This is a genomic window from Nocardia sp. NPDC050630 (assembly GCF_044457245.1).
Taxonomy (GTDB): Bacteria; Actinomycetota; Actinomycetes; order Mycobacteriales; family Mycobacteriaceae; genus Nocardia.
In genome coordinates this window covers 20,547-39,927 of the sequence record NZ_JBITGN010000002.1, presented here as the reverse complement: position 1 = coordinate 39,927, position 19,381 = coordinate 20,547, and the positions used below count along the sequence as shown (strand labels likewise).

Below are 19,381 nucleotides of genomic sequence, written 5' to 3'. Positions count from 1 at the left end.
TGGCGATCGCTGGGTTACTCTCCGGATATGTCCTCGCAACCCGCGACCGTCGCCCGCCTGCGTCCCTTCGCCTCCACCATCTTCGCGGAGATGACCGAATTGGCCGTGCGTCACGAGGCGATCAACCTGGGCCAGGGCTTTCCGGATACCGACGGCCCCGCGGGCATGCTCGAGATCGCGCGTCAGGCCATTGCCGACGGGCTGAACCAGTACCCGCCCGGCCGCGGTATGCCGATCCTGCGGCGGGCCATCGCCGCCGACCGGGCTCGCCGCTATGGCACCCAGTACGACCCGGACACCCAGGTGCTGGTCACCGTAGGCGCGACCGAGGCGATCAGCGCTGCTGTGCTCGGTCTGGTCGAGCCCGGTCGAGAGGTCGTGCTGATCGAGCCGTATTACGACTCCTATGCGGCCGCGGTGGCCTTGGCCGGAGCGCGACGGCGCACCGCCAACCTCGTCGCCGACGGTGACCGCTTCGTACTCGATCTGGACAGTCTGCGCTCCGCCATCACATCCGAGACCAGGATGCTGATCATCAATTCACCGCACAACCCGACCGGCACCGTACTCGATCGCGCCGATCTGACCGCGATCGCCGAAATCGCTTGCGAGCATGATCTATTGGTGCTCACCGACGAGGTATACGAGCACCTCGTCTACGACGGAAACGAGCACATCAGCCTCGCCACCCTGCCGGGTATGGCCGAGCGCACCGTCGTGGTGTCCAGCGCGGCAAAGACTTTCAGCGTCACCGGCTGGAAGACCGGCTGGGCCCTCGGACCTGCCGAACTCATCGATGGCGTACTCGCGGCCAAACAGTTCCTGACCTTCGTCGCGGGCGGGCCGTTCCAACCCGCCGTGGCGCACGCGCTGAACAATGAACTCGACTGGGTCGCCGCACTGCGAGATACGCTGTCGGACAAGCGGCTTCGTCTCGCGGCTGCCCTGAAGGACACCGGCTTCGGAGTCAAACAGAGCGCGGGTGGCTATTTCATCTGCGCGGATATCACACCGCTCGGCGCAACCGACGGGTTGGCCTTCTGCCGGGAACTACCGGCTCGGCTAGGTGTCGCGGCGGTGCCGCTCATCGCCTTCGCCGACCATGTCGCGCAGTGGAATCACCTGGTGCGCTTCACATTCTGCAAACGCGACGAAACCCTCGACGAGGGCGTGCGCCGACTCCGGGCCGGTGTCCGCGTGGGCTAGGCCCGGTCCTGCGGGCGACGTCGCGCCTGTGGGGCATGCCAGTCGTAGCGCATCGCAAGCAGGCGAAATGCGATGGCGCCGAGCGCGGCGCAGGCGCCGGTGATCGGGTTGTAGGCATTGAAATGCAATAGCGTTGCGGTTGTTGCCGCACCGAAAAGTGCTGGTACCGCGTAGATCTGCTCGGGTATCAGCACGCTCGGGGTCTGCCCGCCGAGCAGATCGCGGATCACTCCGCCGCCGATCGCGGTGACCAATCCGAGCAGTGTGGCCGATGGCGCGCCGAGACCGTGGTTGTAGGCGATCACCGTGCCGGTGACACAGAACAGCCCGAGCCCGAACGCATCGGCCACGCCGAGCGGACCGCCGGTCACGCGCGGCGTCGGATGCCAGAAGAAGATGACCGCGGCCGCGAGCAGTGCGGTCCACAGGTAACTGAGATCGACGAACGACGCGGGTGGCGTCCGCCCGATCACCAGGTCCCGAATGACACCGCCGCCCAGCGCCGTACTGCAGGCCAGCACCACGATCCCGAAGATGTCGAATCCGCGCCGCACCGCGAGCAGCGCACCCGAGGTCGCGAAGGCGAAAACGCCGAACAGCTCCCCGACGTGCTGGGCGGTATTCACCGCGGAATCGAAATGCGCCATGCGCACACGATCACATATGCCGCGTCGCGCCCGCGTTCAGGCAGGCATCGGCCGCGCACGGTCGGTCGCGACCAGTACCGCGATCCCGCCGAGTATCGTGCCCATGAAATAGCGCTGGATCCGCAACCACAGCGGCCGACCGGTCAGGAAGGCGGCGATCCCGCCCGCCCCGAGCACGATCAGCCCGTTCACCGTCAATGCCACCGCGATCTGCACCGTCCCGAGGCACAGGCTCTGCAACCACACCCGGCCGTGCTCAGGCGCCACGAACTGCGGAATCAACGCCATGTACATGATCGCGATCTTCGGATTCAGCAGATTGGTGACCAACCCCATAGTGAACAGTCGCCGCGTCGGATCCGCAGAAAGCTCGGCTGGTGCGAATACCGAGGTCCCACCGGGCCGCACCGCCTGCCAGGCCAGCCACAGCAGGTATCCGGCACCCGCCAACTTCACCGCCAGATACAGGCCGGGCACGATGGCGAACACCGCGGTAATCCCCGCCGTGGCCGCCGCCAAATAGACTCCGAATCCGGCCGCGACGCCGCCGAGCGATACCAATCCGGCTCGCCGCCCCTGCGAAACGCTGCGTGATACCAGATACATCATGTTCGGTCCCGGCGTGAGCACCATCCCCAACGCGGCCGCCGCCACTCCCAGAATCGCCGCAGTTTCGATCATGCTCTCGATACTCGGGCATACGCTGCGCGTTCGTCTCGGGCCAGTTGAGCGCCGGTGGACTGGCGCCACCGCTGGTCTCGCTCGAGCGCGATTCGGACGACATGGGCGGTCGCCGCGTGCCGTCCCGGAACAAAACAGACTGCTCGGACGCTGTATGTGCGAGGCCGATGGGAGTTATGTCCGTCGGCGGGGGAGGATCGATGCCGCATCCGGTGGGTTGTCGGTGGTGTCGGGGAGAATAGGCCGGAGTCGCACGAGCGATCGGATGCAGCCGGACGCCGTATACGAGGAGAGATCGTGACCGAGCGCAGCGTGGGAACCATAGGCACAGCACCTTCGGTCGCAGCGGAGTCGAGCGCTAGCGAGGCAAAGCTGTGACCGAAGGTCCGCTGATCGTTCAGAGTGATAAGACGCTGCTGTTGGAGGTCGACCACGAGTTGGCCGGGGTGGCGCGGCAGGCCATCGCGCCGTTCGCGGAATTGGAGCGGGCACCGGAGCATGTGCACACCTATCGGGTGACGCCATTGGCGCTGTGGAATGCACGAGCGGCGGGGCATGACGCCGAGCAGGTGGTGGATGCCTTGGTCAGCTACTCGCGGTATGCGGTGCCGCAACCGCTGCTGGTCGACATTGTGGACACCATGGCCCGCTACGGCCGGTTGCAGTTGGTCAAGAATCCGGCGCACGGCTTGACGCTGGTGAGTCTGGATCGCGCGGTGCTCGAGGAAGTGCTGCGGCACAAGAAGATCGCCCCGATGCTCGGCGCCCGGGTGGATGAGGACACTGTCGTCGTGCATCCGTCCGAGCGCGGACGGATCAAACAGATGCTGCTGAAGATCGGCTGGCCCGCCGAGGATCTGGCGGGCTACGTCGACGGCGAAGCGCATGCGATCGAGTTGGATTTCACCGGCGGCCGGTGGCATCTGCGCGATTACCAGGAGATGGCCGCCGATTCGTTCTGGGCCGGTGGTTCGGGTGTCGTGGTGCTGCCGTGTGGTGCTGGTAAGACCATGGTCGGTGCGGCCGCGATGGCCAAGGCGCAGGCCACGACCTTGATCCTGGTCACCAATACGGTGGCTGGACGGCAGTGGCGGCGTGAGCTGCTCGCGCGAACCTCGTTGACCGAGGACGAAATCGGTGAGTACTCCGGTGAGCGCAAGGAGATCCGTCCGGTCACCATCGCCACCTATCAGGTGATCACCCGCCGCACCAAGGGCGAGTACAAACATCTCGAACTCTTCGACAGCCGCGACTGGGGCCTGGTCATCTATGACGAGGTGCACCTGCTGCCCGCACCGGTCTTCCGAATGACCGCTGATCTGCAATCGCGGCGCAGGCTCGGTCTCACCGCGACGCTGGTGCGCGAAGACGGCCGCGAGGGCGATGTGTTCTCACTGATCGGACCCAAGCGCTATGACGCGCCGTGGAAGGATATCGAGGCGCAGGGCTGGATCGCCCCGGCCGAGTGCATCGAGGTCCGGGTCACCCTCACCGATGCCGAGCGGATGGCCTATGCCACCGCCGAGCCGGAAGAGCGCTACAAGCTCTGCTCGACCGCGCGCACGAAGATCCCTGTGGTGGAATCGATTCTGGCTCAGCACAAGGATGCGCAGACGTTGGTGATCGGCGCGTATCTGGATCAACTCGATGAACTCGGCGCCGATCTCAATGCTCCGGTAATTCAAGGTTCGACGAAAACCAAAGAGCGCGAGGAGCTTTTCGACGCCTTTCGGCGTGGTGAGATTCCAGTGCTGGTGGTGAGCAAGGTCGCGAACTTTTCCATCGATTTGCCCGAAGCATCTGTCGCTGTACAGGTTTCGGGAACATTCGGTTCGCGGCAAGAAGAAGCGCAACGGCTCGGTCGGCTGTTGCGGCCGAAACACGATGGTGGCCAAGCTCACTTCTATTCGGTCGTCGCACGTGACACCCTGGACGCCGAATATGCCGCGCACCGGCAGCGTTTCCTGGCCGAACAGGGTTACGCGTATCGCATTACGGATGCCGATGACTTGCTGGGACCGGCCATCGGATAAGCGGAGGAATTTCCTCCGATACGTGTGCTAGGAATAAGGACGTGCGACGCTTCGAATTCGCGGTGGACCGGCAGCACGCCCATGCGGTCAACGAAGTCTTCGCCGACCTACGCCGACTGCGCATCATGGCGATCGCGGCCGCCGTCATCGCCGCGACCGGCACCGCATATCTGATCTGGCTCAACCATCCGTGGGCTTATCTGCTGGCGATCGCCTTCGCACTCGGAGCGGTGGTCGCGCTGTGGGTGGCATTCTGGACGCCGCACCGCTCCAGCATCGACAAGCTCTATGCCGACGGTGAGCTGGTGCCCGCGGTGGTCTCCGAAACGCATCCGAGCGGGGTGGTGCTGCTCGCGCTGGTCGATGTCTCGAAACCGGAGACCCATGATCCGCGCTATGCCCTGGTGATCAGGAAGGTCAGGGATCTGCCCGGACATGAGAAGCGCACGGGTGAGCGGGTGCCGTCGGTCGCGGTGCGCACCGATCGGGCGCCGCGTCAGGTCGGCGAGCGCTGGCAGTCGGTCAGCGCCATGCCGATCGCCTGGGGCACCCGTGACGGCACCGTCATCGATCGGGCACGCGCGGCCATCAGCGAGGTCGAATGGCGGTTGCTCACCGACAATCTGGACCTCGCCGACAAGGTGCGGCGCACCTCCGCCAAACGGCTGCTGCTCGATCCGCACCAGCTCCCTGGTGACCTGGGTACCTGATCAGCCGAATTCCCTTGCGCCACCGAATAGACTCGGTAAATGGTTCCGGCGTCCAACCTGCTGGCTTTCATCGCCGCATCGATTGTCATCATCGTCATCCCCGGACCGGGGGTGCTGTTCACCATCGGCCGGGCCCTCGCACTCGGCCGCCGCGCCGCTCTGGTCTCGGTATTCGGTCACTCCGCGGGTGTTTTCATCGCGCTACTGCTGGTCTCGGTGGGCCTCGGTACCCTGCTCGCGGCCTCGGCGCTCGCGCTCACCGTGGTGAAGTTCGCCGGTGCGCTGTATCTGATGTATCTGGGGATCCAGGCGATTCGCGAGCGCAAGGCGTTGAGGTCGGCGCTGAACGCGCAGATCGACCCCGCCGATGCCAAGGTTTTTCGGCAGAGCGTCTTCGTCGGGCTGACAAACCCCAAGGCGATCGTCTTCTTCTCGGCGGTGCTGCCGCATTTCGCCGAACCGTCGGCGGGTTCGCTGCAGCTGCAATTCCTGATCCTCGGCACCATCTTCCTGGGGATCGCCTTGATCTCCGATAGCGCATGGGGCCTGCTCGCGGCATCGGCACGCGCTTGGTTCGCGCGCTCGCCGCAACGACTGGAGGCGGTCGGCGGTGCGGGCGGTGCGATGATCTTCGGTCTCGGCGCGTCGGTGGCGCTCAGCGGTAGCGCCGACTGAAGCGACTACCATCCACCGAGGTCGGGTGGGGCCGCGAAAGGGGTGGTGGTCATATGAGGTGGTCCGGCTGGTTGTGCGCGGCGGTGGTCGCGGCGCTGGTCGCCGCACCGGTTCCGGCGAACGCCGATCCACTCGTCGGCGCGCCGGGTCTCGGCGATCCGTACTACCCGCTGGACGGCAATGGCGGCTACGACGTCGGCCACTACGAGGTCAGCATCGACTACGACCCGCCGAGCCATCAGCTCACCGGTACGACCAGGGTCGACGCGACCGCCACCCAGCCGCTGCGGATGTTCAATCTGGACTTCGACGGCCCGGATGTACGCATGGTGTCGGTGAACCACCTGCCCGCCGCCTTCGATCGCAACGGCGAGCACGAATTGACCGTGACCCCGCTGCTGCCGCTGCTGCCCGGCCTGCCGTTCACCGTGACCGTCGACTACGCCGGGCAGGCCAGGAACACCGAAGGCGGGGGCTGGACCTATGCGCCGAGCGGCGGTGCCTTCGTCGCAGGTGAACCGCATTCGGCCACCACCTGGTACCCGCTCAACGACACCCCGCTGGACAAGGCCACCTTTACCCTGCACGCGTCGGTTCCCGCGGAATGGGAGGTGGTTTCCAACGGTGTGCGGACCGAGAATGCCGTCACCGGTGCAAAGCGCAATGTCACGTGGGAGACGTACCAACCGGTGCTCGGCTATCTGACCACCGTCGCGATCGATCACTACAGCTACCTCGACCAGCGCCGCGCCAACGGCACACCGCTGATCAGCGCCTTCGCCCCGAATGCGGAGCGCAATCGGGAAACCGAGCAGCGTCTGCCCGAAATCATCGACTTCGAGGAGGCGCTGTACGGTCCCTATCCGTTCGACACCGCGGGTGGTATCTACGTCGATGCGGATTTGGAGTTCTCGCTGGAGACCCAGACCCGTCCGATCTACGCACCGTGGACCGACCTGCCGACCGCGGTACACGAAATCGCGCACCAATGGTGGGGCGATTCGGTATCGGTGCGGCAATGGTCCGATATCTGCCTCAACGAATGCTTCGCCAGCTACACCGCCGACTATTTGTGGCCGGAGCGAAAAGAGGGCAAGGACGTCGACGCGGCCTACCGAGAGACCATTCGGAAATACCGTGCCGACCCGAAGTTCTGGGATATTTCGCTGGAAAACCCGGGCGTCGGAAATGAATTCACCTCCGTCTACTATCGCGGCCCACTGTTCCTGCACGCACTGCGCAAACAACTCGGCGACGACGTCTTCTTCGCGGCCGTCCTGGAATTCAATGCGGCACACGCCCACGGCAACGCCTCGATGCCGGAGTTTCGCACCTTCATGCAGTCGAAATCCCTGACCGATCTGACCGCCTTCTTCGACGCCTGGTTGAACCGCACCACAATTCCCTCGGACGAGTACCTCTATCCCGGTGCCCTGCGCGGCTGACGTTCAGTCGACGCGTTCGCGGGCCCGTTCCACCCGGCGCTCGGCCCGGTCCAGTTGTTTCTGGGCCGCGCGTAATTGTTCCTGCGCACCGCGCTCGGCGGTGCGGGCGAACTGCTTCTGCTGTTCGGCGTGGGCAAGCTTTTCGCGCAGTTCCTCGATGCGGGATTCACTCTCGGCCAACCGATTTGCCGCGTCCTCGGCTTCGGTTTGTGCTGAATCCCGTGCCGCACGAGCAGATTCGAGGGACTCGAGTGCGTCATTGAGTTCCTGCCGCGCATTGTTCTCCGCGGTGGGTTCGGCGGATTCGGTTGTGCCAGTTCCGCTTACCGATGTGAGCGTGGCACCGCTCGGACCGAAGCCTTCATAACTCGCCGACGTCACAAGTGTGCCGCCGCGAACCTGCTCGGCGACCGCGTCGTCGGCCAAGGCCGCCGTAAGCGTCTGCCCCACCTCGCGCAGCACCCCCTCGGTGACCGGATGTCCGCGATCGGCGGCCAATGCGCCCGCTCGCTTGGCAAGGGCATTGACGATCTGCTGCCGCTGGGCAGTCAGTGTGCGCAACTGTTCGCCGGACAATTCGCGCTGCGCCGTCCGGAGCGCGGAGCCGAGTTGTAGTAGCGCATCGACATCATCGGGCACCGCGCGGGCCAGCAGGTTCACCGTCCAGGCGGCGACCGTCGGCTTGCGCAGTTTGCTGATGGCGGCCGCTAGTTCTTTGTCGCCCGCGTCTTTGGCCTCGGCCGCGCGTGCCGCCCTGGCGGCGATGAACTCACCAGGGTCTAGTCCGTACAAGTCGACGGCGACCTCTTCGAGCTTCATACTTGCCAAGCGTAACGACCGAGTCCCCGGAAGCGACAGAGTGCACATACTGGACAAAAGTCCATGTGTTCGAAATGCGAAAGGCATTGCTAGTGAACAGTTTAGGACTCACGGTCATCACTACCCTGCTCCCGAAATTAGTCGGCCTCGCGCTGCTGGGGCTGACCGGGCTGTACGGGCAGTACTGAGTCGGCGCCTGCTGTTGGTCGGTCGTCCGAACTGCTGATGCGGTTCGGGCGACCGGAACGGTATTCTCACCGCGTTCACAACTGCTGTGAACACGTTCGGTGAGAGAGGGTTTCACGTTGAAGTTCCCAGGAATGAGGCTGCTGGCACGCATCGTGCTCGCCCTCCTGGCGGTGGGCGCATTGGTGGCCGTGGTGACCGGTTGTTCGGCGCTCGACAATGCAAGCAAGTCCGACACCGCCAAGGCGAAGGTCGGTGATTGCATCAACGTCACCGACAGTTCGTCATCGGCCACCAAGTCCGAGCCGGTCGACTGCTCGTCGCCGAAGGCGGTTTACAAGGTATTCCAGACCGCGGACAAGAAGATCGACTGCGCGGCCGAATACACCACCTACACCGAGGACCTGGTCAGTGGCGGCCAGGCCTACATGTGCCTCGCGCCGAACTTCAAGCAGGGCAGCTGCTACGCCGATGTCGGCACCAACCCGTACAAGTACGTGGACTGCTCCTCCTCCGAAGCCACATTCAAGGTGATGCAGCGCATCGACGGCCAAGCCGACGAATTGCAGTGTGGCACCGATGCGACCAGCTTCGTGACCGTCCCGGACCCCAAGGTCACCTACTGCCTCGGCCCGGCCAAGGGCTGATTACTCGAGTAGGGCGACCGACGCGATCCGGTGCAAGGTGAAATGCCGGATCGTGCCGGTCACCGGGTCCAGTGCGTCGAGCTGGCCGTTGCCGACCTTGAGCGGCTCGACCACGCGCTGTGACGCGACGCCCTGGGCGTCGACATAACCGATATTGACCGACCGCCGCACCCGCGCCGCCAATTGCAGCAGCGCCAGGGTTGCGGCGGTACTGGTTCTGGTGCCGTCGGGGCGCACCGCCTGGCCATTGCGGGCGCTGGCGGCCCGCTCACCCGCGCGCAGTTCCGCGACAAGCAGTGTCAGCTGTTCGGTACTCGGCGGCGTCGGGCGGTACGGCTGTCTGGCATGCGGGCGCACCGCGATCCGGGCGCCGCGCGGGCGCAGATCGACAATAGTGCCCGCGGAATCCTCACCGGCCGGGGCGAATCCGGCCGCGCGCAACCGTTCCAGTAATTCGCCGAGCGGAGCCTGGGCGATGGCGACGGTGGGTGCGATGGCTCGCAGCGCGAGTTCGCTCGCCACCGGCGAGCTCAGCACCTGTGCGAGCAGTGCCGGATCATCACTGCGGACGAACGACTGCGCCATACCGGCCCGCAGTTGGCCGTGTCTGCGCGCCACATCATCGATCAGATAGGTGAGCGACTGTGGGATCGGCGTGCGGGAATGTGTGGTGAACAGCGTATGCAGTTCGGCCGCGGTCATCCCGGCATCCAACGCGCGCCGCACCGATGTGTCGCTGATCCGGTAAACCGTTGCCGCACCGGCGGATTCGATATCGGCCATGAGTGCCACCCGGCTCTGTAGCTCCGGGGTGAGCGGACCCGGTGCGATGACCGTCAGATCCGCCTGGACCAGCACATGATCGATCGGTTCGGGCAGCGCCGATTCCATCTCGGACTCGGCATCGGCGGCGCTGGTCGGTAAATCGTGCAGCAGTGCTCGCCCCGGTGAGGCGAGCGCACCGCGGCCGATGAAACCGAGCGTCGCGGCCTCGCCCAGTGTGTGCTCGACCGCATCGACCCGAAAGTGTCTGCGCCATCGTGGTTGCCGCCAGGCGAGTAGTCGGCCGATATCGGTGGGGTCCAAGGCGGTGCCGGTCGGATATTCGGCGAGCAGATTCAAGATGGCGCGCCGGTCGCGCGGTGCGTGTGGGGTGCGCAGTTCGATCGACAGCGCCGCCAGCGGTTTGTCATTGGCATCGCGCATGCCGATCATCCATGGCATGCGATCCAGGTCGAGCCAGGCCTGTGCCAGCGCCACCCAGCGGCGCGCGGGCGGCGCGTCCCGCCAGCCGTCGGCGGCCGGTGTTGGCGCCCAGAAGTCGTCGGTGGAGTCGAATTCCGGTGGCGGGTCCGGCATACCCTTCTCGATGAGTTTGGCCGCGGCGAGCAGTTCGACGAGCAGTCCAGCGCGAGGTTCGTCGATACCGGTCTGCTTGGCGACGCGGCGCAACTCCCGCACCCCGAGCCCACCCGCGCGCAATGCGGGCGCGGGCGCCTGGCCGAGCGCCTCCAGAATGTCGGCACAGTGCCGTAGGAGCTCGCCCACTTCACCCGCCGCGACCGCATTCACTTCGGTGGGGGCGTGCTCGGTCGGCGTCGGCTCCGGTGGTTTCAGCGCGTGCGGATGGGTCACCGGCTCCCGGCGCAGCACCTGACCGACGGTGACCGGCAGTTCGACCGTCTCCTCGTCGATCCAGTGCAGTAATCGTCGGCCGAGCAGTTGCTGAATGGGGCGGTCGGCCGGTGTGCCCGGTGCGGCGTCCCTGGTGCGTCCGCGCGGTCCGGTGGTGGCCAGCTTGTCCAGCAGCGCGCGTTCGGCGGGGGATACGGCCGCGAGGGCCGCGACCACCTCGGGCTCGGTCAACGCATCAGGAATTTCGGTGGTGCTGCCGATCGGCCAGGGCAGCGCCTCGGCGGTGGCTGGAATCAGATGGAGGTCGTCGCCGTCGCTCCAGACCAGCGCCCGATCGGACAGGCGGGCCAGCGCGGCATCGATGGCCGCGACCTTCACCCGATCTTTCAACTGCACGCGCAACGCCTTGCGACTCATCGGCGTGCCGCCGGAGCCCGTCGCCCGATGCACCGCAAGGGTTTCCACGATCGCGAACTCGAGTGTGTCCAGGTCATCGGTGGCACGCAGGACCGACGCGCGCTGCTCGGCGCGGGCCGCGAGCACCGCCATGGAGGAGGGCAGTGGCACGGCCAGATCGGGCCGGAGTTCGAGCAGGGCCACCAGCTGCGCATCGCTGCGGGCCGCGAGCCACCCGGCCAGGGATTCGGTCGCGGGCGTCTTTGCGGGCCTTTTGCCGGTCGTGAGTGCCGCGTGACTGCCGTCGCGGGCTGGCTGTCGTGTGCCCGGTCCGGTTTTGGGCGTCCCCGACGAGTTACCCATGTGCTCTCGAGATCAGTCGTTGCGTCGCAATCCGAATATTGTCGATTCTGCCAGCCTAGTGGATGTCGTTTATCTGCCGCCGGGCGTGGCCAGCAGCGGAGGGCGGGGTGCTGGCGGGTCGCTCGCATGCCACAATGTGGTCGTGGTGAACAAATCGAAGAAACCCTATGTCGACAATGGCTGGCCCTCGCTCGACGACGGCGGCCACGCGGTCACCGAACTGTCGTCGACTCGTTCCGGTGGGCTCTCGCCGTTCGGTGAGGACACCGAGTTTCCGGTCCCGGCCGACCAGCTGCCCTACATGCACCCGAATACGGTGATCAACCGCTGAGCGGCGAATCGCTCGGCGACCGGACGGAAAACCCGCGGATACGAAGAAGGTCCCCGCATCGCATTGGATGTGGGGACCTTCTTCGTATGACCTGTGGCGTGAGCGACGGGCCCGAGGCGGTAGCGGAGGGTAGCCCCGGAGAGACCCGCGGGCCCGCGACTCGAACGCTGTGGCGTGAGTGACAGGGCTCAGGTGGTAGCGGAGCGTAATCCCGGAGGGGCCTGTGGGCCCGCGACTCGAACGCTGTGGCGTGAGCGACGGGCGTCAGGTGGTAGCCCGGAGCGTACGCCCGGAGGGACCCGCGAGACCCGCGAAGAGGTCCTCGAGTCGCACGCGGCGGCGTAGCGACGGGCCCGGAGGTGGTAGCGGAGCGTAACCCTGGAGGGCACGCGCGAGGCCCGCGAACTGAACGCTGTAGCGTGGCGACGGGCCCGGAGCACGACCCCGGAGGGGACCCACGAGACCGGCGAATCGCACGCGGCGGCATAGCTACGGGCCCGGAGCGCGACCGCGGAGGGACGCGCTAGGGCCCGCAAGTCAAGACTGCGGCGTGACGCCTCAGGAGGGCAGCAGGCTCTTGTTCGCCTCGTAGAAGTTCACGACTGCCGGGTCGAGCTGAGTGCCCTTGGCGGCATTGAAGAAATCGAGGGCTTCCTGCGGAATCTGCACACCCTGGCCCTGGACCACGGCGACGGCGCGGTCGATCGCGTCGAACACCTGCTGGCTTTGATCGGCGACGGCCTGCTCGGGAGCGGCCGGGGCCGGGTTCCAGCGCGGGGTCTCGGTGGAGGAGGGCGCGGTGCGCGGGGTGGATCCGCTGCTCAGGCCGAGCGAGGACGAGCAGGAGGGCCAAGCGCCCCAGCCCTGGCTGGCGAGCACCTTCTCGGCGACCGCGATCTGCTGTTCGCGGGTGGCCTGGTTGGCGGTCGCGGCGTATTCGCCGCCGCCGTGAGCCTTCCAGGTAGAGGGGGAGAACTGCAGTCCGCCCTGGAAACCGTTGCCGGTGTTGATGCCCCAGTTGCCTCCGGCCTCGCACTGTGCGAGGCGATCCCAATCCTGGTCGGGTGCCGCGCTGGCGTTTCCAGCGAGAGCCACACCAGCGGTGCCGATGATCGCGCCGGTGACGGCGACCTTGGCTACGGTGCGCCCGGTGGAGGTTGGCTTGCGATGGCGTCCACTCATATCGGGTTCTTCTGCCTCTCGTACGCATCTGCAAGTGGTCCGGACTGAGAGGTCGTCCGTCCCGCCCTCACCCCTGATTTCCGTTGGGGTCCGGTACCCGCGGGGCGAGGTTGGATGCGGCGGGCCGGTGGTTGCCGGTTGTCCCGGCTGGGTAAGACCGTACGACGATCCGCGCGAAAAATCACTATTTGGTAACCGGCGGGTCCCCGCGGGTCTCGGACCGGTATCGGTTGCGGCGGAGTCGCTTCCGCGCAGCTGAGACACGGTGCCGACGGGCCGGTCGTGAGCCGATACCGCTCCGTTACCGCGCTGTTATGTGACGAGGATCACATCGAAGGTTGGGTAACGATTAGCAGGGGTAACCGGTTTATCGCGATCGCCGGCCGGACCACAGTGCGAAAACGATCGCGCAGAGGAAGCCGAGCGGCGCCAACATCGCCAGCACATACAGCCATAGGCCCGGGTCGGAATCACTGAGCACCGGCGTCAGAAATATGGCGACGATCGCAAGCAAGCCGATCGCGAACAGACCGAGTGCCACGTACAGCAATCGGTCGCCGGCGCGGCGTGGGGGCGGTGGCGCGGATGGATTCGTCACCGCTCGACCGTAAAACTGATGTGCTTGCGTTATTCGCACCGGGGTAGACTCGGTGTCAATCGCGTCCTGCACAGCTGTGGGGCGCGTTCTTTTCGCAAACTGACAGGAGCTGTCCGAGGCGCTACGCCGGACCAGCACCTGGGCAGACGGATGTGCTCGGGCCGCTGGGGTTCGAGTTTCGATGACGAACGGGTGAGTGCAGTGCCGACCGGCAGGGTGAAGTGGTACGACGTCGAAAAGGGCTTCGGCTTCCTTTCCCAGGACGAGGGTGAGGATGTCTATGTCCGTTCGTCCGCATTGCCCGCTGGCGTCGATGGGCTCAAGCCCGGTCAGCGCGTCGAATTCGGAATGGCCGCCGGTCGCCGTGGGCCGCAGGCGCTGAGCCTGAAGGTGCTCGAGTCGCCGCCTTCGGTCCGTCAGGACCAGCACCGCGATCGTGGGGCGCACAAGGAACCGGCCGCGCGCAAGCACACTCCGGACGAGCTGCACGGGATGGTCGAGGACATGATCACCCTGCTCGAGGCCAAGGTGCAGCCGGATCTGCGCAAGGGTAAGTACCCGGATCGCAAGACCGCGCAGCGCATTTCGGAAGTCGTGCGGGCGGTCGCGCGCGAACTCGATCACTGACATTCGCGGATAACGAATTTCGCGCGCCACCCGGCCTACCGGGTAGCGCGCGAAGCGTTTTCGCCTTGCCCTTTCGAGCGACCTGAGAACAGTCGCTACGGAGGGTGCTGATCTACTCAGCTCGCGGTGCTGATCGACCAGGCCGCATGCGGTACGTAGAACTCGCGGCCGGTCTCGTCGCGCGCGAGGATCGGCAGCTGCAATTCGATACCGACGAGCCGCAATTCGGGCTCCGGCTTCGAATCGATGGTGACGGCGAGCGCGCCCTCGGGGAAGTCGTTGCGGCTCACCACCCGGTCCACCTTCTCGCCGCTGGGCATGACGTAGACCAGCTGCGCCAGCCAGGGCGCGTCGGCGATCTTCTTCGGCAGGGACAGCTGTACCGGATATCCGGCGGGGACGTCCATGGTGACGGTCTCGCCGTACTTGCAGTCCTCCATCTTCACTGTGCAGTACAGGAATGGGGACACCGTGACGGTCTTGCCGTGCGCGTATGCGGTAACGGTCGGGTCGGGGTGGTCCGCTTTGCGGACCAACACCGTCAACACGCCGACGAAGGCGACGGTGAACACCAGTAGGGTCGCCACGCATAGCGCGACGACGGTGCGGATACTTGGTTTGCTCACCAGATCGGGTCTCCTGTGCCTCGTTGCATGTGCTTAGTGTCGCTACCGCCGCGCTCCTTGCCGCGTTGCGCGGCTCGGTCGGCGTCGGCGTGTCGAGAGGTGGCGACTGCCTGCTCCGCATGTTCCGGGCGGTGCCCACCCAGACCGGGCAGCAGGGAGTGGCCGCGATCGCTGATGAAGGTCTGCAGCAGCCCGAACAGCAGGACCGCGGAGATGAACGCGAAACCCTGCCAGTAGGTGGTCGGCATCAGTACGCCCGCCGCACCGCCGAGGACCCAGCTGAGCTGCAGTACGGTCTCGGATCTGCCGAAGCCGGAGGCGATCGATTCCGGCGGCAGATCATCCTGGATGGAGGCATCGAGCGATACCTTCGCCAGTGCGCTCGCGCCCGACGCGACCAGGGTGGCCAACGCGGCGCCGAGCAGATTATTCAGGAAGACCGCGAGCAGGGCGACCGCGCAGCAGGCGGCGGTGCAGCCCAACACGATCAGTGACGGCTTGCCGAGTTGGATCCGGGCGCCGGTCGCATTGCCGATGAAATTGCCGACCGCCGCGGCCACACCGACCACACCGAGCATCGCGGCCTGCTGCCAGCCACCGTGCTCGGTCGCTTTGGCGACGAAGGCCACATAGAACGTCAGGAAGCCGGTAAGGACACGGATGGCGCTATTGCCCCACAGCCCGGTCACGACCGCGCGGCCGAGCGGCTGCCTGCGTTTGCGCGGCGGAACCGTGGCCTCGGTTGCCGGACTGAATACTTCGGTTTTCGCGTGATAGCTGAGCGTCGCCGGGACCTCGCCCTCGGTGACCTCGACCCAACGCGGGATGCGCAGACTCAGGAAGGTGCCCGCGATCGCGATCGCTGCGGCCAGCACGAGTGCGCCATTGGAACCGGCGATCGCGGCGGCGAGTGCGGCGACCGCGCCCGCGCCGATGGTGCCACCGACCAGACCGAACACGGTGAGCCGAGAGTTGGTGCGCACCAAATCGATTTCCGGTGGCAGCACGCGCGGCGTCACCGCGCTCTTGAGCACCGAGAAGGATTTACTGCCGATCATCATGCACAGAGCGAGCGGATACAGCGCCCAGCTGTCGAAGGCGATGATCAGCACCACCGCGACCACCGCCCGCAGCGCGAAGGAAGTGGCCAGTGCCAGGCGGCGGCCGCGCTGCAGGCGGTCGAGCATCGGTCCGATGAGGGGGGCGATCACCGCGAACGGTGCGATCGTGATCAATAGGTACAGCGCGACTTTGGTTTTGCTCTCGGCGGTCGCGCTGGCGAAGAACAGTGTGTTGGCAAGTGCCACCGCGATCGCGGCGTCCAGGGCGAAATTCGCCATGGTGGCGTAGGTCAGCGCGGTGAGGCCGGATTTGTCGGCGCCATCGGCCTTTGCGGCGCGCTGGAAGGTGGCGACGCCGCGGGAGGTGAGTTCGCGGCCGCGCATGGCGGCGACGCGGGTGACGGTCAGCTTGCGCGGAATGCGCTGGGGCTCGGCCGGAGTCTCGGGTTCCGGCCGCGGATCTGCCGGTTCCGCGGATCCGCCGGGCAGCGGCCGGGTCGGCGGTGGTTCGCGGCGTTGTGGCGCTTCGGGTGGTAGCGGAGGTAGTGAGGACCGATGGTGTGGGGTGTGGGGTGGCGGGTAGCGGTCGTAGCCAGGGTGACGCTGAATCGGTGGAGACTCCTCGCCATCCCACGGACCACGGTCGGAACCGGAGGGATCGCGGGGAGTAGTCACAACCTCAATTCTGTCGTACATCGGCGAGTTGGGTTCAATTGCCGCTCCAAGCCGTCCAGAAAGGTGACCTGACTCGCTCAGTTCGGTACGAATCTGACCTCGAAGATGGTCGGCCAGTATTTGCCGGTGATCAGGAAGTGGTCCGTGCCGGGTAGTTGGGCGATGCCGTTGAGCACATCGGTGCCCGCGCGGACGGTCGCGGGCAGCAGGCCGCGCGCGTCGATGACCGCGAGGACATCGCCGGATTCGGGATCGATGCGCAGGATGTCATCGGTGGGATAGGAATTGGCATAGACGGAACCGTCGGCGGCGCAATCGAGTTCGTTGAGTTCGGCGCGATGTCGGCTGGTAAGGGTGACGGTGCCGGTCGGGGCGAAGGTCACCGGATCGCGGAAGGTAAGGGTGTCGGTGCCGTTGCTCATCACCAATCTGTCCCCGCGAGTGCACAGACCCCAGCCCTCGCCGTCGTAGGACGCCCTGGTGCGTTCGGCCAGCGTCGCCGGATCGCGGGCGATCGCCACGTGGTTCTGCCAGGTGAGCTGCCAGAGGGTGGTACCGGATTTGGTGACGCCCTCGCCGAAGTAGGCCGCGGGCAGTCCGGTGCGGGCCAGTTCGTTGCCGGTTGTCAGATCGGTGGCTCGCACGTCCGACGCGCCCGGCATGCCGGTGCCTTCGTAGAGCACGTTGCCGTCGACTTCCAAACCCTCGGTAAACGCCCGCGGATCGTGCGGACGGGTGCCGACCACCTCGATGTGCAGTCGCGGCACATCGTTGTCGGAGCCGCCACACCCGGTGATTCCGAGCAGGCTGACCAGGACAACGACGGCCAACGAACGCCGATTGCGCTCCATACGGCAAAATGTAGGCCGTGAGCGCAGTATCTGTTTCGCAGTCCGGCGTGCGGCCGATCCTTGCCGATGCCGTCGACGTGGCCCGACGTGCGCTCCTGGAGCTGGAACCGACTGGCGTCGGCGCGCATCTCGGCGTCACCGCCGAGGACGAGACCGCGGCGACCCACCGATTCGAAGCCACGCTGGCCGGTTACCGCGGCTGGCAGTGGGCGGTCGTGGTGGCGGCCCCGCCGGACGCGCAGTACGCGACGGTCAGTGAATCGGCTCTGCTGCCAGGTCCGGACGCGCTGGTCGCACCCGATTTCGTGCCGTGGGAGCAGCGCATTCGCCCCGGAGATCTGGCACCGGGTGACCTGCTCGCCCCGCCCGCTGATGATCCGCGGCTGGTGCCCGGCTACGTCGCGAGCGGCGATCCGGCCGTCGACGAGGTCGCCCTGGAAATCGGCCTCGGCCGCACCAAGGTGCTCAGCCGCGAGGGCCGCGAAGAAGCCGCCGAACGCTGGTACTCCGAATACGGCCCCGAAACCGATATGGCCAAGGCCGCCCCCGCCACCTGCGGCAGCTGCGGCTTCTACCTCCCCCTCGCCGGCGCCCTCCGCGCCGCCTTCGGTGTCTGCGGAAACGCCATGGGTGCCGACGGCCACGTAGTCCACGCCGAATACGGCTGCGGCGCGCATTCGGACGTAGAAGTGCCGACCGGCGGAGGCTCGCCGCTGTACGAGGCATTCGACGACGCCGCTTTCGATGTGATCTCGATGGAGCCGCGCAAGTCCGCGCAAGCCGCACCCGATGCGGTGACCGAGACTGCCCCGGACATTAGCGATGCCGCTGAGCCGACTACGGGCGAGCCGGAGGATCGCGGCGTCTCTGAGGCGACTGGTGCGGCGTCGGGGGTTGTTGCGACTGGCTCCATGGAGTCGACTGCTGGCGTGGCGGGTGACGTTGCTGAGCCGGATGCGCCGGTTGCGCATGATATCTCGGTGCGTGGTGCGGACACCAGCGATGCGGCTGCCGCCGAGCCGACCACGGACGAGCCGCGTGATCGCGCAGTCTCTGGGGCGACTGGTGTTGCGACTGGCTCCGTGGAGTCGACTGCTGGCGTGGCGGGTGACGTTGCTGAGCCGGATGCGCTGGTTGCGCATGATGTCTCGGTGCCCGGCGCGGGTAGCGAGGCCAATACCGCGCCGGTCGAAGATCTGACAGATGCTGTCGCTGAGTCGACCTCGGTCGAGCCCGGCGTTGGTGCGCTCAGCGCGGTCGAGTCCGACACTGCTGACCTGCCGGGCGATTCCGCAGCAGAGCCGGGCACTTCGGGTGAGCCCGAAATCGTCGTCCAGAGTGTGCCCGACATGTCCAGCGCCGCAGCCACATTCAGCCCCGCTGCTGACGTGGTCGCCGAGCCGAGCGCGGTGATCGAGCCCGCCGCTGACACCTCGGATGTGGACGCCGAGTCGATCAGCGGCGTGGTGTCCGAGTCGGATGCGGTCCAAGTCCCGGCTGACTCGACCACGGATCCTTCTGCCACTCGCGTGGCCGAGCCGAACAGCGAGGCTGGTGAGAACGCCGCCTTCGAGGCTGCACCGACCGCGGACTCGACCATCGTCCCCACTTCTGCAGAGCCGAGCGTTGAAGCTGCTGTGTGGGAGCCGGGTTCGAGCTCCGAGACCGCGTTGACCGATCCGAGCGCTGAAGCTGCGGGTGCTGATGGCGAGGCGGACAGCGCGGACAGCGCGAGTGTGGACAGCGCGAGTGTGGACATCAACGGTGGCCTCGTTGACAGCGCGACTTCGGGTGCTGTTCACGCAGATACGGCAGCTGGCGGTGCGGATGTGGGCGTCGCCGGTGTTGTCCGTCCGGACAGTGAGGCTGTGAGTGCTGGTGGCGCGGCAGTTGGCGGTGCGGATGTGGGCGTCGCCGGTGTTGTCCGTCCGGACAGTGAGGCTGTGAGTGCTGGTGGCGCGGCAGTTGGCGGTGCGGATGTGGGCGT

17 protein-coding genes and 1 pseudogene are annotated in these 19,381 nt (G+C 66.3%); 9 read left to right on the top strand and 9 right to left on the bottom strand.

The features are described from left to right. Positions 1-27 precede the first annotated feature (27 nt). Positions 28-1,206: a pyridoxal phosphate-dependent aminotransferase gene (locus tag ACIBG0_RS07590; protein WP_397030331.1), complete on the top strand. Its 1,179-nt coding sequence runs from the start codon at positions 28-30 to the stop codon at positions 1,204-1,206. Here ACIBG0_RS07590 and ACIBG0_RS07585 read toward each other — a convergent pair. Beyond that, entirely contained in the window at positions 1,203-1,853 is a 651-nt protein-coding gene (locus ACIBG0_RS07585; protein ID WP_397030329.1) for a trimeric intracellular cation channel family protein, read from the bottom strand. The two genes, ACIBG0_RS07590 and ACIBG0_RS07585, sit on opposite strands and share 4 nt — an antisense overlap. Positions 1,854-1,889: 36 nt before the next feature. Further along, positions 1,890-2,534, bottom strand: coding sequence for a LysE family translocator (locus tag ACIBG0_RS07580; RefSeq protein ID WP_397030327.1), 645 nt, complete (start codon positions 2,532-2,534; stop codon positions 1,890-1,892). A 374-nt stretch (positions 2,535-2,908) separates the two neighbouring features. On the opposite strand from ACIBG0_RS07580, the gene ACIBG0_RS07575 reads away from it, so the two are divergent. The 4 genes from ACIBG0_RS07575 to ACIBG0_RS07560 are packed head-to-tail and all read left to right on the top strand — an operon-like array spanning position 2,909 to position 7,397. Continuing rightward, positions 2,909-4,567 (top strand): DNA repair helicase XPB, encoded by a 1,659-nt coding sequence (locus ACIBG0_RS07575; protein WP_397030325.1) that lies wholly within the window; start codon positions 2,909-2,911, stop codon positions 4,565-4,567. Between the two features lie 41 nt (positions 4,568-4,608). Continuing rightward, positions 4,609-5,277, top strand: a complete 669-nt coding sequence (locus ACIBG0_RS07570; protein ID WP_397030323.1) for a DUF3239 domain-containing protein — start codon at positions 4,609-4,611, stop codon at positions 5,275-5,277. A gap of 39 nt (positions 5,278-5,316) precedes the next feature. Then, entirely contained in the window at positions 5,317-5,952 is a 636-nt protein-coding gene (locus tag ACIBG0_RS07565) for a LysE family translocator (RefSeq protein ID WP_397030321.1), read from the top strand. A 53-nt stretch (positions 5,953-6,005) separates the two neighbouring features. Next, positions 6,006-7,397, top strand: a complete 1,392-nt coding sequence (locus ACIBG0_RS07560) for a M1 family metallopeptidase (RefSeq protein WP_397030319.1) — start codon at positions 6,006-6,008, stop codon at positions 7,395-7,397. Positions 7,398-7,400: 3 nt separating this feature from the next. Here the strand turns inward: ACIBG0_RS07560 and ACIBG0_RS07555 are convergent, their stop codons facing one another. Continuing rightward, positions 7,401-8,216 carry a hypothetical protein gene (locus ACIBG0_RS07555; RefSeq protein WP_397030317.1) on the bottom strand — a complete coding sequence of 272 codons (816 nt, stop codon included), beginning with the start codon at positions 8,214-8,216 and terminating at the stop codon, positions 7,401-7,403. Positions 8,217-8,536: 320 nt separating this feature from the next. Here ACIBG0_RS07555 and ACIBG0_RS07550 point away from each other — a divergent pair, with 320 nt between their 5' ends. After that, positions 8,537-9,049, top strand: a complete 513-nt coding sequence (locus ACIBG0_RS07550; RefSeq protein WP_397030315.1) for a hypothetical protein — start codon at positions 8,537-8,539, stop codon at positions 9,047-9,049. Here the strand turns inward: ACIBG0_RS07550 and ACIBG0_RS07545 are convergent, their stop codons facing one another. After that, positions 9,050-11,443, bottom strand: coding sequence for a helicase-associated domain-containing protein (locus tag ACIBG0_RS07545; RefSeq protein ID WP_397030313.1), 2,394 nt, complete (start codon positions 11,441-11,443; stop codon positions 9,050-9,052). It lies immediately after the preceding gene. 142 nt (positions 11,444-11,585) lie between these two features. Here ACIBG0_RS07545 and ACIBG0_RS07540 point away from each other — a divergent pair, with 142 nt between their 5' ends. Beyond that, entirely contained in the window at positions 11,586-11,774 is a 189-nt protein-coding gene (locus ACIBG0_RS07540; protein ID WP_397030311.1) for a hypothetical protein, read from the top strand. A gap of 558 nt (positions 11,775-12,332) precedes the next feature. Here ACIBG0_RS07540 and ACIBG0_RS07535 read toward each other — a convergent pair. Then, positions 12,333-12,956, bottom strand: coding sequence for a resuscitation-promoting factor Rpf1 domain-containing protein (locus ACIBG0_RS07535; protein ID WP_397030310.1), 624 nt, complete (start codon positions 12,954-12,956; stop codon positions 12,333-12,335). Between the two features lie 367 nt (positions 12,957-13,323). After that, the gene (locus tag ACIBG0_RS07530; protein ID WP_397030309.1) at positions 13,324-13,554 is read right to left on the bottom strand and encodes a hypothetical protein; all 231 of its coding nucleotides are present in this window, start codon (positions 13,552-13,554) and stop codon (positions 13,324-13,326) included. 201 nt (positions 13,555-13,755) lie between these two features. Here ACIBG0_RS07530 and ACIBG0_RS07525 point away from each other — a divergent pair, with 201 nt between their 5' ends. Continuing rightward, positions 13,756-14,181: a cold-shock protein gene (locus ACIBG0_RS07525; protein WP_397031156.1), complete on the top strand. Its 426-nt coding sequence runs from the start codon at positions 13,756-13,758 to the stop codon at positions 14,179-14,181. Positions 14,182-14,297: 116 nt separating this feature from the next. On the opposite strand, the gene ACIBG0_RS07520 is transcribed toward ACIBG0_RS07525, so the two are convergent. The 3 genes from ACIBG0_RS07520 to ACIBG0_RS07510 form a co-directional block, all read right to left on the bottom strand. After that, positions 14,298-14,807 carry a DUF2771 domain-containing protein gene (locus ACIBG0_RS07520; RefSeq protein WP_397030307.1) on the bottom strand — a complete coding sequence of 170 codons (510 nt, stop codon included), beginning with the start codon at positions 14,805-14,807 and terminating at the stop codon, positions 14,298-14,300. Continuing rightward, on the bottom strand, positions 14,804-16,543 hold the full coding sequence (locus tag ACIBG0_RS07515) for an MFS transporter (RefSeq protein WP_397030305.1): 1,740 nt from the start codon (positions 16,541-16,543) through the stop codon (positions 14,804-14,806). Before ACIBG0_RS07515 ends, ACIBG0_RS07520 begins: the two co-directional genes overlap by 4 nt. 77 nt (positions 16,544-16,620) lie before the next feature. Further along, on the bottom strand, positions 16,621-17,394 hold the full coding sequence (locus tag ACIBG0_RS07510; RefSeq protein WP_397030303.1) for a glutaminyl-peptide cyclotransferase: 774 nt from the start codon (positions 17,392-17,394) through the stop codon (positions 16,621-16,623). 47 nt (positions 17,395-17,441) lie between these two features. On the opposite strand from ACIBG0_RS07510, the pseudogene ACIBG0_RS07505 reads away from it, so the two are divergent. After that, a pseudogene (locus tag ACIBG0_RS07505) lies at positions 17,442-18,320 on the top strand (DUF3027 domain-containing protein); the annotation flags it as partial. Positions 18,321-19,381: the final 1,061 nt, after the last annotated feature.